Raw genomic sequence first — 14,052 nt, forward strand, 5'->3', positions numbered from 1 at the left:
CAAAAGCGGCGGAGCCTTGAAAAGCCCCACCGCCGGATCGCCTATTGAAGCGGGCGCGGAATTGGGATCGGCACGATGGCGGGCAGCGTGGTGTCGGCGGCAATGACCGATTCGATCGTGCGGCCTGCACTTCCGCCGCCGCTGGAGAAGGCGAGCGCCGTCGAGGTGCCGCCATTGCCCTGATAGGTCACCTCCTGCTCGGAGGCCGGCGAGGCGCCGGCGAGCACCGTGCCGCACGCCTTCGGCAGGTCCGAGAGCTTGAGGTACCAGGGCTTGACGGGCTTGGCGTCCTTCTTCGGTTTGGGCTTTGCCCATGGCTCCTTGGTGAACCACCAGTCAAGCGAGGCATCGCAGCCGTCGCCGGCTGCCACCTTCGCCTGCGGCTTGCAGCCCGCGACCCCTTCCGGGCACTTGATGCGGATGTGGAAGTGCTCGTCATGGCCGTAGATCGGCCGCACCTTGCCGAGCAGCGAACGGTCGCCCTGCCAGGTGTCGCAGAGTTTCTTCTTGATCGCCGGATTGACGAAGACGCGCTCGACCTGCGGATAGCTCGCCGCCTTCATGACAAGGCGGGCATGGGTGGAGGTCCAGCGCCGCGAATCGACCGTCAGGAACTTGCTCTTGTCGAGCATGGAGGTGAAGGGCAGTTCGTCGCGCTCCTGTGCGGACAGCCGCCGGTCGGGCATCGGCGTGAACCAGATGTCGGCATCGAGGCCGACCTGATGCGAGGCATGGCCCGACAGCATCGGTCCGCCGCGCGGCTGCGAAATATCGCCGAGCAAAAGCCCCGGCCAGCCGAGTTGCTGTGCGTCCTGGGAGAACTCTTCCAGAAGCGCGATCATCTGCGGATGGCCCCAGCGCCGGTTGCGCGATAAGCGCATCGCCTGCCAGGCCGGGCCGTCCGTCGGGATGGCCACCGCGCCGGCAATGCAGCCCTTGGCATAGGAGCCATAGGAGGCCGTCGCCATCTTGGCCGGCAGCCGTTTTGATCCGAAAAGCTCCTTGGCGGGTCGTTCCTCGGCAGCCAATGGCTGGGCAAGTGCGGTCAGCGCAAGGCCGGCGGCGATCAGGCAGGTGGTCAGGCGGGAAATCAGGGTATGCACGGGCATTGTCCGGTCTCGAAGTCGCAATCGTTGCGAAAGGTTAAAGGATCATCCTTTCGCGGAAGTGAATCGGTGCCCCGAATAGGCGCGGCAAAAACAGCCGCTTTGATGGCAGGCCTGTCATTTGCCCGGATTTTGCCTATTCTCTGCTGCAAGCTCCGGCGAAATCACGGAAAGGGAATTGGCATGCACTCAGCCTTCGGGAGAACCTTGTTCACAGCGGCGCTGGCTATGTCGCTGGCGGTCGCGACCGGCGCGAAGGCCCAGGAAGCGAAAGAACCGGTCTGGCGCAGCGGCATCTCGACGATCGGCGAGCTGAAGCACCCGAACGGTTTTGAGCGCTTCGATTACGTCAATCCCGATGCGCCGAAGGGCGGCGAACTGAAACTCTCCGAAAGCGGCACCTACGACACGTTCAACCCGGTCCTTTCGAAGGGCGAACCGGCGACTGCTGTTACATCACTCGTCTTCGATACGCTGCTAAAATCCGCCGAGGACGAGATCACCGCCTCCTACGGCCTGCTGGCCGAGGGCGTTTCTTATCCGGACGACATTTCGTCTGCCACCTTTCGGCTTCGCGCGGAGGCGAAGTGGGCGGACGGCAAGCCGGTGGCGCCGGAGGATGTGGTCTATTCCTTCGACATGGTGAAGGAGCACCATCCGCTGTTCGCCAACTACTATCGCCATGTAGTGTCAGCCGAAAAAACCGGCGAGCGTGATATTACCTTCCACTTCGACGAGAAGAACAACCGCGAACTGCCGAACATTCTTGGCCAGTTTCCGATCATTCCCAAGCATTGGTGGGAAGGTCAGGACGGCAAGGGCAACAAGCGTGATATCAGCAAGACAACGCTGGAGCCGGTTATGGGCTCCGGGCCGTACAAGATAGCGTCATTTCAGGCCGGCGGTTCCATCCGCTTCGAGCGACGAGACGATTACTGGGGCAAGGACCTCAACGTGAATGTCGGTCAGCACAATTTCGGCACGATCACCTACACGTTCTTCAACGACAAGACAGTTGAGTTCGAGGCTTTCCGCGGCGGCAACGTCGACTTCTACCGAGACAACAGCGCTAGCAATTGGGCGACTCGCTATGATTTTCCGGCCGTGAAGGATGGCCGCGTGGTGCGCGAGGCGATCGAGAATCCGCTACGTGCCACCGGCATCATGCAGGCCTTCGTGCCGAACCTGCGCCGCGACAAATTCAAGGACCAGAGGGTGCGTGAGGCATTGAACTACGCCTTCGACTTCGAAGATCTGAACCGCAACCTCGCCCACAATGCTTACCAGCGCGTCGACAGCTACTTCTGGAACACCGAGCTTGCCTCCTCCGGCCTGCCCCAGGGCCGCGAGAAGGAGATTCTGGACGAACTGAGGGACAAGGTTCCCGCCGCCGTCTTCACCACGCCCTACACCAACCCCGTCAATGGCGATACGCAGAAGGTGCGCGAAAACCTGCGCAAGGCACTCGCCCTCTTTAAGGAGGCCGGCTACGAGCTGAAGGGAAATAAGCTGGTGAATTCGAAGACCAGCGAGCCTTTCGGCTTCGAGATTCTTCTTTCCAACCCCTCCTTCGAGCGCACGGTTTCGCCCTTCGTCAACAGCGTAAAGAAGATCGGCATCGATGCCCGCATGCGCACCGTCGACGCCTCGCAATACACCAACCGCGTTCGAAGCTTCGATTATGACATGATCTATGGCATCTGGGCGCAGACCCTGGTGCCGGGCAACGAGCAAAGCGACTACTGGGGTTCGGCCTCGGTCGACCAGCCGGGATCGAAGAACTATGCCGGCATTGCTGATCCGGCGATCGACGACCTGATCAAGAAAATCATCTTCGCGTCTGACCGGGACGAGCTGATCGCGACGACCCGTGCGCTAGACCGCGTGCTGCTGGCGCATCACTACGTCATACCGCTTTTCTACTCCAAGGCGCAGCGCGTCGCCTACTGGAACCACCTGACCCATCCGCAAGAACTGCCCTACTACGGCATTGGTTTCCCGGATGTGTGGTGGTCGAAAAATGCCGCGAAATGAGCCGGGGCTTGCGCCGCAAGGCCGGCTGGGCTCCATATAGCGACGACGAATCACCCCCGCCGCGCGTCGGCGGGGCCTGCCGGTCTGCGGAACATGCAACGGCGAAACGGGAAGGGTTGGGCTTGACCGACTGGACATCCACGCGGCGTGCGAAAGCACATCCGACAAGAGTGCGAAGCGGTTTTGTGCCCGAAATTGCACCGACGCAAAAAGACTTGCGACAGATGCTGGCGGGGATCCGCTGATGGGTGCCTATATCCTGCGTCGCATCCTGCTGATGATCCCGACGATCCTCGGCATCATGGCAATCTCCTTCGCCATCGTGCAGTTCGCGCCGGGTGGCCCGGTCGAGCAGGTGATCTCCGACCTGACCAGCCAGAGCTCTGGCGACCGGCTTTCCGGCGGCGGCGAAATGCTGCAGAGTACCGGCCAGGATGGCGCCTACCGCGGCTCTCAGGGGCTTGATCCGGAATTCATCGCCAAGCTGGAAAAGCAGTTCGGCTTCGACAAGCCGCCGCTCGAACGCTTCGTCACGATGATGTGGGATTATCTCCGCTTCGATTTCGGCGAGAGCTTCTTCCGCAACACCTCCGTGATCGACCTTATCGCCCAGAAGATGCCGGTCTCCATCTCGCTCGGCGTCTGGATCCTCATCCTGTCCTACGCGATTTCCATTCCGCTCGGCATCCACAAGGCGGTGAAGGACGGGTCGGCCTTTGACGTGTGGACCTCCGGCATCATCATCGTCGGCTATGCGGTGCCGAGCTTCCTCTTCGGCATCCTGCTGATCGTGCTTTTTGCCGGCGGCTCGTTCTTCGACTGGTTTCCGCTGCGCGGCATTGTCTCGGACAATTTCGACAGCCTCGCCTGGTGGCAGAAGCCGCTCGACTATTTGTGGCACATGACCCTGCCGCTGATCACGCTGCTGCTCTCGGCCTTCGCCACGACGACGCTTCTGACGAAAAACTCCTTCATCGACGAGATCAAGAAGCAGTACGTCACAACAGCGCGCGCCAAGGGCCTGACCGAGAACCAGGTGCTCTATGGTCACGTCTTTCGCAACGCCATGCTGATCATCATCGCCGGTTTCCCCGGCGCCTTCATCTCGGCCTTCTTCACCGGATCGCTGCTCATCGAATACATCTTCTCGCTCGATGGCCTCGGCCGCCTCGGCTATGAATCCATCATGAAGCGGGACTATCCAATCGTCTTCGCCACGCTCTTCATCTTTTCGCTGATGGGCCTCGTCGTCAGTCTCATCTCCGACCTTCTCTACACCTGGGTCGATCCGCGCATCGATTTCGAGCGGAGGGATGTGTGATGAGTGCCGTTACCGATGCAAAACCCGTAGCACCGTCGCGCAAGGGCTTACTCAATCCGACCAATCTGCGTCGCTGGGAAAACTTCAAGGCGAACCGCCGCGGCTACTGGTCGCTCTGGATCTTCCTTGTCATCTTCGTCCTGAGCCTGTTTGCCGAATTCATCGCCAATGACCGGCCGATCATGGCGTCCTATAAGGGCGAACTGCTCTTCCCCGTGGTCATCGACTATCCGGAAGAAAAGTTCGGCGGCTTCCTGGCGGAAACGGACTACGCCTCGGATTTCATCAAGGAAGAAATCAATGCGAACGGCTGGATGATCTGGCCGCCGATCCGCTATTCCTACAGCACGACCAATTCCAACATTCCCCGTTCCGCGCCGACCAAGCCGTTCTGGCTGATGGACGAGACAGAGCGTTGCTCCGGTTATCCGGGCGGCGCAGCGGACCCGAACTGCAACTGGAACAGCCTCAACTGGCTCGGCACCGATGATCAGGCGCGCGACGTGCTCGCCCGCGCGATCTACGGGTTTCGCATCTCGGTGCTGTTCGGCCTGGCGCTCACCATTGCCTCGGCCATCGTCGGGGTCACGGCCGGCGCCATACAGGGCTATTTCGGCGGCTGGACCGATCTCCTGCTGCAGCGCGTCATCGAAATCTGGTCTTCGATGCCTGTGCTCTACATCCTGCTGATCATCGCCTCGATCCTGCCGCCCGGCTTCTGGATCCTGCTCGGCATCATGCTGCTGTTTTCCTGGGTCGGCTTTGTCGGCGTGGTGCGCGCGGAATTCCTGCGCGCCCGTAATTTCGAATATGTGCGCGCGGCGCGTGCGCTTGGTGTCGGCAACATCACGATCATGGTCCGGCATCTCCTGCCAAACGCGATGGTCGCGACGCTGACCTTCCTGCCGTTCATCCTCTCCGGCTCGATCACCACGCTGACCTCGCTTGACTTCCTGGGCCTCGGCATGCCGCCTGGCGCGCCGTCGCTGGGTGAACTGATCGCGCAGGGCAAGAACAATCTTCAGGCCCCGTGGCTCGGCTTCACCGCTTTCGCCGTCATGTCCATCATGCTGTCGCTGTTGATCTTCGTCGGCGAAGCGACGCGTGACGCCTTTGATCCGAGGAAGACCTTCCGGTGAGCGCTCCCGAAACCATCCTCTCCGTCCGCGATCTCTCGGTCGCCTTTCACCAGGGCGGCAATACGTCGGCCGCGGTCGACCATGTCTCCTTCGACATCCGCCGCGGCGAGGTCGTGGCGCTGGTCGGTGAATCCGGCTCCGGCAAGTCGGTGACGGCCAATTCGATCCTGCGGCTGCTGCCCTATCCCGCAGCCAGCCACCCGTCCGGCGAGATCATCTTCAACGGCAAGGACCTGCTGAAGGCCTCGGATGCCGAGCTGCGCAACGTGCGCGGCAACGACGTCACGATGATCTTCCAGGAGCCGATGACCTCGCTCAACCCGCTGCATTCGATCGAGCGGCAGATCGGCGAGATTCTTGAGTTGCATCAGGGCATTGAGGGAGCGGCCGCACGGGTTCGTATTCTCGAACTGCTCAATCAGGTCGGCATCCGCGAGCCGGAAAAGCGCCTGGCCGCCTATCCGCACGAGCTGTCCGGCGGACAGCGCCAGCGTGTCATGATCGCCATGGCGCTTGCCAACCGCCCGGAACTGCTGATCGCCGACGAGCCGACCACGGCGCTCGACGTCACCGTGCAGGCGCAGATCCTGGCACTCTTGAAAAACCTCAAGGAAGAGCACGGCATGTCCATGCTCTTCATCACCCACGATCTCGGCATCGTCAAAAAATTTGCCGACCGGGTCTGCGTGATGACCAAGGGCAAGATTGTCGAGACGGGCCCGGTGGAGGAAATCTTCTCCAACCCGCAGCACGCCTATACGCGCCACCTGCTCGCCTCCGAGCCGAAGGGCCTGCCGCGACCGGGCGATGACAGCCAGCCGATCATCATGGAAGCAGAGGACGTCAAGGTCTGGTTCCCGATCAAGGCCGGCTTCCTGCGTCGCGTCGTCGACCATGTGAAGGCGGTGGACGGCATCGATCTCACGCTGCGCGCCGGCCATACGCTCGGCGTGGTCGGCGAATCCGGCTCCGGCAAGACGACGCTCGGCCTTGCGCTGACCCGCCTTATCGCATCGAAGGGTCGCATCGCCTTTGTCGGCCAGGACATTGCCAGCCACTCCTTCGGCGAGATGCGGCCGCTGCGGCGGCGCATGCAGATCGTCTTTCAGGATCCCTTCGGATCGCTGTCGCCGCGCATGTCGGTCGCCGACATCGTGGCGGAAGGCTTGAAGATCCACGAGCCGTCGCTGTCGGAGGCCGAGCGCGACCACCGCGTCGCCTCTGCGCTGGAAGAAACCGGGCTCGACCCGACGACCCGCTGGCGCTATCCGCACGAATTTTCCGGCGGCCAGCGCCAGCGTATCGCGATTGCCCGCGCCATGGTGCTGAAGCCGGAATTCGTCATGCTCGACGAACCGACCTCGGCACTCGACATGAGCGTGCAGGCGCAGGTCGTCGAGCTGCTGCGTGATCTCCAGGTGAAGCACAATCTCGCCTATCTCTTCATCAGCCACGACCTGAAGGTCGTGCGCGCGCTTGCCAATGACATCATCGTCATGCGCGGCGGGCGCGTGGTGGAGAAGGGGTCGGCGAAGGACGTCATCGAACGGCCGAGCGAGGCCTATACCAAGGCGCTGATGGCCGCTGCCTTCAATCTCGAGGCCGTTCGAAGCGAGACAATCAGCCAATAGCAGGAACCAGCATGCAGACGAAAAGCCCGGTCATCATCGATCTGAAATTCGATCAGGAGCAGGTTGCGGCAGCCCTCAAGGGCGCCTTTCCCGATCGCGAGGTGATCAACCTGTTGCATCCGGCAAGCCGCAAGCGCGATCTCTCCAGCATCGACTATGCCGTGGTGTGGAAGCCGGGCGCCGATCTCTTTTCGCGTGCAAAGGACCTCAAGGTCGTCTTCTCCGGCGGCGCAGGCGTCGATCATGTGCTGACGCTGCCCGGCCTGCCGGACGTTCCGCTCGTCCGTTTCGTCGACGAGACGCTGACGACGCGCATGAGCGAATGGATCGTCATGCAGTGCCTGCTGCACCTGCGCCAGCACCAGGCCTACGAGGCGCAACGCCAGACGCGCGTGTGGCGCGAGCTCGTTCAGCCGGAGGCCAAGGAACTCACCGTTGGCGTCATGGGTTTCGGCGTGCTCGGGCAGGATGCGGCGGCGAAGCTGAAGGCGCTCGGCTTCAACGTCATCGGCTGGTCGCGCAGCCGCAAGCAGGTCGACGGTTTCGAGACCTTCGATGCGAGCGGCCTCGACGCGTTCCTTGCGAAGACGGATATTCTCGTTGGACTCTTGCCGCTGACGCCCGACACCAAGGGCATCTTCAACACCGGCCTCTTCACCCGTCTCAGCCGCAAGGGGCCGTTCGGTGCTCCGGTCTTCATCAATGCCGGCCGTGGCGGCAGTCAGGTGGAAGCGGATATCGTCGCCAGCCTCAATGACGGCACGCTGCGCGGCGCCTCGCTCGATGTCTTCGAACAGGAACCGCTGCCGCTCGAAAGCCCGCTCTGGTCGATGGACAAGGTGTTCATTACGCCGCATGCCGCCGCCGCTTCGGACGTTGCAGCACTCTTTCGCCACGTCGCGGCCCAGATCGAACGTCTCGAGAGCGGTAAGCCGCTGGAATATCTCGTAGATCGAAGCGCGGGTTACTGAGCGCACGCGTCCTCGACCCGGGATGCCGGATCGGGTCTGGCTTGCGGAATCAGGGCCGGCGGTAGCCCGTCGGCTGCTGATAGAGCCAGCCGATGCGCTTGATGGCGGCCTCCAGCCCCTCGCGCGCCACGCTCATCGTGTGGCCGTTGGCATGGAGAATGGTCTTCTCGTCTTCCATGATCGCCACATGGCCCTTCCAGAAGACCAGGTCGCCGCGACGCAGCGCGTCGCGTTCGATCGGCGTGCCGAGGCCGGCGGCCTGCATGTCGGAATCGCGCGGCGCCGTCCGGCCCGTCATCATCATCGACAGCTGCACGAGAGCCGAGCAATCGAGGCCGAAGCCGGAGCGCCCGCCCCAGAGATATGGCGTTTCAAGGAAGCGGGAAGCGATGGCGACATAGTCGTCGCCCGCAGTCTCGCCGATGGCCAGGCAATGGCCGGCGGCGACGGACTGCCCACCCCCCAGCGTGAGATATCGCGTGCCGCGCGTTTCACTTTCGCCGAGGACTGTTAGCCGGCTTCCAATCGACAGGGCAAAGGCGGCGGGCGTTTTGAGGTCGGGGCCGGAATAGGCGAAGGTGCGCGGTACTGCGACGACGTGGGTCGCGGCGGTGTTGCCTGCATCGAGTGCCGTGTCCGGCAGATAGCCGACATAGCCGTCGAAATCGGACTTAACCCAGGCCCAGCCATCCGCCCGGTCGAGGACACGCACGACTTCGCCAAACAGCAGCTCCGTATCGATGCCGGCGCTGCTCTCCGGCCGGGGTCGAAGGGCTGCGATGGGCAGGACCACGCGCGCCGGCGTGCCCGTCACGTAGCGGTCTGCCGTGACGGTGCCGCGCAGGGCCTCGTCGGCGAGATCCGGACGGTAGGCGTTGAGGCGACGGTCGGGCAGGGCGTTCATCGGTCTGGTCCTACGGTTTGGCTCAAGCGGTCTGGGCGCGGCCCCGGGCGATGATGAGATCGCCCAGGCGTTCGAGATAGAGCGCGCCATCCACGGTGCGCTTGATGATGACATTGCGGCGGTCGCGGTCGTCGCGCATGCGGGTGACGAGGCCGAGGTCCCCCATCGTGTCCAGCGCGCGGGTGATGACCGGCTTGGTGACGCCGAGTTTGGACGCCAGCCCCCGCACCGTATGCGGCGGTGGCACGAGGTAGATTTCGAGCAGGATGGCGAGCTGGCGCAGCGTCAGGTCACGACCATCCTGCTGCACCTGCTGCGACGTCACCTCGTGCCAGAGGCCGAGCGCCTGCGATGGGGTCAAATCTACCGGCACAGCTCCTCCGGGCCTGAAAAAGCCTGTCCGCCTTCCAGGAAGGCATTCCAAGCCTATTTTCCCGCGCTTGCGTTAGCGTTTCGTTACGCTACCGTATCGTTTCCCCGAAGGAAAGCGGCTCGTGTCAGGCGGCCGCCCTGCGCAGATGGTGGTAGAGCGCGCGGATCGCCTGCGCCTCGCCGCCGACCGGCGAATGCGGCCGCTCCGCCTGCGCCCAGCCATAGATGTCGAAATGCGCCCAATGCTTGTTGCGCGTGACGAAGCGTTTCAGGAAGAGGGCCGCGGTGATCGAGCCCGCCATGCCGCCCGAAGGGGCGTTGGTGAGGTCGGCGATACGGGCGGACACGTCCTTGTCGTAGCCCATGTAGAGCGGCATGCGCCACATCGGATCATCGACGGTCAGGCTCGCCTCGGTGAGGTCATGGGCAAGGTCGTCGTCGTCGGTGAAGAACGGCGGCAGGTCCGGCCCGAGCGCCACGCGGGCAGCCCCGGTCAATGTTGCCATGTCGATGATGAGATCGGCATCCTCCTCGTCGGCATAGGCGAGCGTGTCGGCAAGGATCAGGCGGCCCTCGGCGTCGGTGTTGTCGATCTGTACCGTCAGGCCCTTGCGGCTCCTGTAGATGTCACCGGGGCGGAAGGCGTTGGCGGAGATCGAATTCTCGACGACGGGAACCAGCACGCGCAGGTCCACCTTCAGCTTGGCGTCCATGATCATCAAGGCAAGGCCCATGACGTTGGCCGCACCGCCCATGTCCTTCTTCATGAGAAGCATGGAGGAGGCAGGCTTGATGTCGAGGCCGCCGGTATCGAAGGTGACGCCCTTGCCGACGAGTGTCACGCGCTTGTGGCCCTTCTTGCCCCAGCGCAGTTCGAGCAGGCGTGGCGCCTGCGCCGAGGCGCGGCCGACCGTGTGGACGAGCGGGAAGTTCTGCTTGAGCAGGTCGTCGCCGGTGACGATCGAGACCTTGGCCTTGTAGTGTTCGCCGAGCGCGCGGAAAACGTCCTCCATCGCTTCCGGCCCCATGTCGTTGGTCGGGGTGTTGATAAGGTCGCGGGCAAGGAAGACACCGGCAAGCTGTCGCTTGATGTCGGTGGCATCCGCGTCACTCGGAATGAGCAGCGTCGGCGCCTCCGAGGTCGAGGCCTTGTAGCGCTCGAAGCGGTAGCTGCCGAGGCCGTAGCCGAGCGCCAGGCGGTTTGCCGTCAGCGGCGCGGTCTCGATATGCCAGTCGCCGGCCGGCAGCGCGCGGGCGAGCTTGCCGGTCAGGAAGGGGGCGTCGGACGGGTTCTTGCCAAGACCGAACAGGGCGCCGCCGAGATGCCCATCCGCCGTGGGCACCATCAGGAGCGCACCGGAATCGGCCTTGAAACCGGCCTTCTTGGCCCAGTCGAGCGCGATCGGGTCGATCGTCCCGGTCTCGATATGGGCGGGTGTGATGGCGAAGATCGGCAGCGTCTTGCCGTTCTTCGTGTTGAAGGGAGAGGGCCGGTCGATGAACTGGAAGGGGGCCATGTCGGAACCTTTGGGCAAGCGTTGGAGCAAAACCAGCGGAAGTGCTCTCGAATCGGGCAATTAACACTCTGTTAGGGTTAACAGATTATTGCTTGAGCGGAGATTGCGGCGTGATTCCTAACCGCCGCGGCACGCGGAAATCGCTTCGGGGACTGATCATGGCTGCTTCCGTCACACATTCATCGCTTCGTTCGCGGTTTTTGCGCGGTGCTGCCCTTGTTGCGGTTGCCGTTGCGGTGGCGGGCTGTGCGGGCAAGAGCAACCTTACCACCGGCTCCATCCCGAAACTGTCGAAGCCGGTCGGCGAGATGAACGCGACGGAACTGCGCGGTGCCGCGGAGACGATCGGCCGCGCCTATGAAAAGAACCCCAAGGACCGCGCCGTCGGCATGAACTATGCCAACGTGCTGCGCATGAACGGGCGCAACGACCAGGCGCTCGCCGTCATGCAGCAGGTGGCCATCAACAATCCAAACGACCGCACCGTGCTCGCCGCCTACGGCAAGGCGCAGGCTGCCGCCGGCCAGCTCGAGCAGGCGCTGAACACCATCCTGCGCGCCCAGACCCCGGACCGGCCGGACTGGCGGCTGAAATCGGCGGAAGGCGCGATCCTCGATCAGCTCGGCCGCGCCGGCGATGCCCGGGAGCGCTATCGCGAGGCGCTCGACATCAACCCGAACGAATCCTCGATTCTCTCCAATCTCGGCATGTCCTACCTGCTGGCCAGGGATCTGAAGACCGCCGAGACCTACCTGCGCAACGCGGCAGCCCAGCCCGGCGCTGACAGCAGCGTGCGCCAGAACCTCGCGCTTGCGATCGGCCTGCAGGGTCGTTTCCAGGAAGCGGAAACCATTGCCCGGCAGGAACTGACCGCCGAACAGGCCGAGGCGAACGTCACTTATCTGCGCTCCATGCTGACGCAGCAGAATTCCTGGAAGAAGCTCGCCGCCGACGACAGCGGCAACACGAACTGAACCCGAAGTGCCTCCCAAGCACAAACTTAGCCCCGGCCGATAGTCTCGACCGGGGCTTTTTCTTGAGTGCTGGTTCGATCAGAACCGGTCGGAGACCTGGATGCCGGCGGGGCCGAGAATGACGGCGACCAGTACGGGCAGGAAGAACAGGATCATCGGCACGGTGAGTTTCGGCGGAAGGGCGGCCGCCTTCTTTTCCGCCTCGTTCATACGCTGGTCGCGGCATTCCTGCGCAAGCACGCGCAGCGCCTGGGCGAGCGGCGTGCCGTAGCGCTCCGCCTGGATAAGCGCTTGCGTCACGGCCTTGACCGTGTCGAGACCGGTGCGCGTGCCGAGGTTTTCGTAAGCCGCGCGCCGTTCCTGAAGAAAGGAGAGTTCCGCCGTCGTCAGCACCAGTTCTTCGGCAAGCTCCGGTGACGCCATGGCGATTTCGTCGGCCACGCGCTTGAAGGCGACTTCGATGGAAATACCCGATTCCACGCAGATCAGCATGAGGTCGAGCGCATCGGGCCAGGCCCGGCGGATCGATTTCTGCCGCTTGCCCACCTGGTTGGAGACGAAGATGTTCGGCGCGTAGAAGCCGATATAGGCGATCACCACCGTTGCCAGGACCCGCATCGGGAACGGTTTGTCGCTGAGAAAGCCGAGGTAGAAGATATAGAAGGCGCCGACGGCGAAAAAGACGAAGGGCAGCACGAAACGTGCGAAGAGGAAGACGTTGAGCGCGTTCTGGGAGCGATAGCCGGCCTGGCGCAACCGGTTCATCGTGTTGGCATCGACCAGCGCGCCACGCAGGTTGAGCCGGTCGACGACGCGGCGCACCGAGACGTTATGCTGCGCGCGTAGCGATGCCTTGCTTTGTACGCCCTCGGCATTCAGGCGCGCCCGTTCGCGCGCCCGCATCTGGTCGCGTTCGAGCGAGACGGATTTCATGCGCTTTTCGAGGTCGCTGCGGTCGAAATAGGGGGCCGCCAGCGTGTAGAAGGTCGCGAGAACCGCGACCATCACGAAGGCCGGCAGCAGGACGGCGGGGTCTGTAAGCGTTGCGACGAGATCGGACACGCGTGCCCCCCTAGATGTCGAAATTGATCATGTTGCGCATGACCATGATGCCGATGGACATCCAGAAGGCCGAAAGGCCGAGGATGAGGTGGCCGCGCGAATCCGTGAACAGGATCATGATGTAGTCGGGCGAGGTGAGGTAAACGAGGGTGGCGACGATGAAGGGCAGTGCCCCGATGATCGCGGCCGAGGCCTTTGCTTCCATCGACAGCGCGGCGACCTTGGAGCGCATCTTGCGCCGCTCGCGCAGCACGCGGGAAAGATTGCCGAGCGCTTCGGAGAGGTTGCCGCCAGCCTGGCTCTGGATGGCGATGACGATGGCGAAGAAATTCACCTCTTGCAACGGAATGCTGGCGAACATGCGCGCGCAGGCCTCCGGCACGCTGAGGCCGACCTGCTGGGATTCCACGATCCGTCGGAACTCGGTCTTCACCGGCTCCTGGCCTTCCGCGGCGATCAGGCGCAGCGCATCCGTCAGCGGCAGGCCGGACTTGATGGAGCGGACCATCACGTCCAGCGAGTTGGGGAATTCCTCCAGGAACTTGTTCAGCCGCCGCTTGACCAGGAAACCCACGACCCAGCGCGGAAAACCGGCCGCCGCGATGAAGGCGATACCCAGGCACACGAGGATGTCGGCACCGGCGAGAAAACTGAGCACGAGGGTAAAGAGGCCGAACAGGGCGCTGAACAGGTAGAATTGCGTGACACTGATGGAATGACCGGTCTGGCCGAGTTTCCCTTTCAGCGATGTGGCTGCCCGCTTGGTCTGATCCTGCTGCTTCTTTTCGAGGTCCTTCAGCGAATCCTGCACCGATTTGCGGCGCTTCGACATTTCCTGCATGCGGTCGCGGGCCGCCTTCGCCTTGGACTGGTCGGTTTCCGCCGACTGCACCCGCCGCACACGGCTTTCGGTCTTCTTCGCCGCCTCGATGCGCGAGAAGAGAATGCCATAGGCAAGGCCAGCGGTGGAGAGCGCCGCCAATGCGAAGATCGCCACGATGGTGATATCCAGTCCGAACAT

Annotated in this window: 12 protein-coding genes; 6 read left to right on the forward strand and 6 right to left on the reverse strand. The window is 63.1% G+C overall.

The window, feature by feature from the left end:
* Positions 1–41 precede the first annotated feature (41 nt).
* The gene (gene mepA / locus AC1RT2_RS27360) at positions 42–1,109 is read right to left on the reverse strand and encodes a penicillin-insensitive murein endopeptidase (RefSeq protein ID WP_493107065.1); all 1,068 of its coding nucleotides are present in this window, start codon (positions 1,107–1,109) and stop codon (positions 42–44) included.
* A 180-nt stretch (positions 1,110–1,289) separates the two neighbouring features.
* Here mepA and AC1RT2_RS27365 point away from each other — a divergent pair, with 180 nt between their 5' ends.
* The 5 genes from AC1RT2_RS27365 (at position 1,290) to AC1RT2_RS27385 (ending at position 8,202) form a co-directional block, all read left to right on the forward strand.
* On the forward strand, positions 1,290–3,140 hold the full coding sequence (locus tag AC1RT2_RS27365) for an extracellular solute-binding protein (RefSeq protein WP_493107067.1): 1,851 nt from the start codon (positions 1,290–1,292) through the stop codon (positions 3,138–3,140).
* Positions 3,141–3,384: 244 nt separating this feature from the next.
* Positions 3,385–4,461 (forward strand): microcin C ABC transporter permease YejB, encoded by a 1,077-nt coding sequence (locus AC1RT2_RS27370; protein ID WP_493107069.1) that lies wholly within the window; start codon positions 3,385–3,387, stop codon positions 4,459–4,461.
* Positions 4,461–5,600, forward strand: a complete 1,140-nt coding sequence (locus AC1RT2_RS27375; protein ID WP_493107071.1) for an ABC transporter permease — start codon at positions 4,461–4,463, stop codon at positions 5,598–5,600. The genes AC1RT2_RS27370 and AC1RT2_RS27375 overlap by 1 nt, the downstream gene beginning before the upstream one ends.
* Complete coding sequence (locus AC1RT2_RS27380) at positions 5,597–7,231, forward strand: ABC transporter ATP-binding protein (protein ID WP_493107073.1); 1,635 nt, start codon at positions 5,597–5,599, stop codon at positions 7,229–7,231. The genes AC1RT2_RS27375 and AC1RT2_RS27380 overlap by 4 nt, the downstream gene beginning before the upstream one ends.
* 11 nt (positions 7,232–7,242) lie before the next feature.
* Complete coding sequence (locus AC1RT2_RS27385; RefSeq protein ID WP_493107075.1) at positions 7,243–8,202, forward strand: 2-hydroxyacid dehydrogenase; 960 nt, start codon at positions 7,243–7,245, stop codon at positions 8,200–8,202.
* A 49-nt stretch (positions 8,203–8,251) separates the two neighbouring features.
* On the opposite strand, the gene AC1RT2_RS27390 is transcribed toward AC1RT2_RS27385, so the two are convergent.
* The 3 genes from AC1RT2_RS27390 to AC1RT2_RS27400 form a co-directional block, all read right to left on the reverse strand.
* Positions 8,252–9,106 (reverse strand): C40 family peptidase, encoded by an 855-nt coding sequence (locus AC1RT2_RS27390; protein WP_493107077.1) that lies wholly within the window; start codon positions 9,104–9,106, stop codon positions 8,252–8,254.
* A 22-nt stretch (positions 9,107–9,128) separates the two neighbouring features.
* A complete protein-coding gene (locus AC1RT2_RS27395; RefSeq protein WP_160857971.1) occupies positions 9,129–9,479 on the reverse strand; it encodes a MarR family transcriptional regulator in 351 nt (116 codons plus the stop codon).
* 124 nt (positions 9,480–9,603) lie between these two features.
* A complete protein-coding gene (locus AC1RT2_RS27400) occupies positions 9,604–10,995 on the reverse strand; it encodes a leucyl aminopeptidase family protein (protein ID WP_493107079.1) in 1,392 nt (463 codons plus the stop codon).
* A 158-nt stretch (positions 10,996–11,153) separates the two neighbouring features.
* Here AC1RT2_RS27400 and AC1RT2_RS27405 point away from each other — a divergent pair, with 158 nt between their 5' ends.
* Entirely contained in the window at positions 11,154–11,969 is an 816-nt protein-coding gene (locus AC1RT2_RS27405; protein WP_493107081.1) for a tetratricopeptide repeat protein, read from the forward strand.
* A gap of 78 nt (positions 11,970–12,047) precedes the next feature.
* Here AC1RT2_RS27405 and AC1RT2_RS27410 read toward each other — a convergent pair whose 3' ends face one another.
* Positions 12,048–12,974 (reverse strand): type II secretion system F family protein, encoded by a 927-nt coding sequence (locus tag AC1RT2_RS27410; protein ID WP_493107176.1) that lies wholly within the window; start codon positions 12,972–12,974, stop codon positions 12,048–12,050.
* Between the two features lie 67 nt (positions 12,975–13,041).
* Positions 13,042–14,052 carry a type II secretion system F family protein gene (locus AC1RT2_RS27415; RefSeq protein ID WP_493107082.1) on the reverse strand — a complete coding sequence of 337 codons (1,011 nt, stop codon included), beginning with the start codon at positions 14,050–14,052 and terminating at the stop codon, positions 13,042–13,044.

It is taken from the genome of Shinella sp. GW821-FHT11G07 (assembly GCF_058808115.1).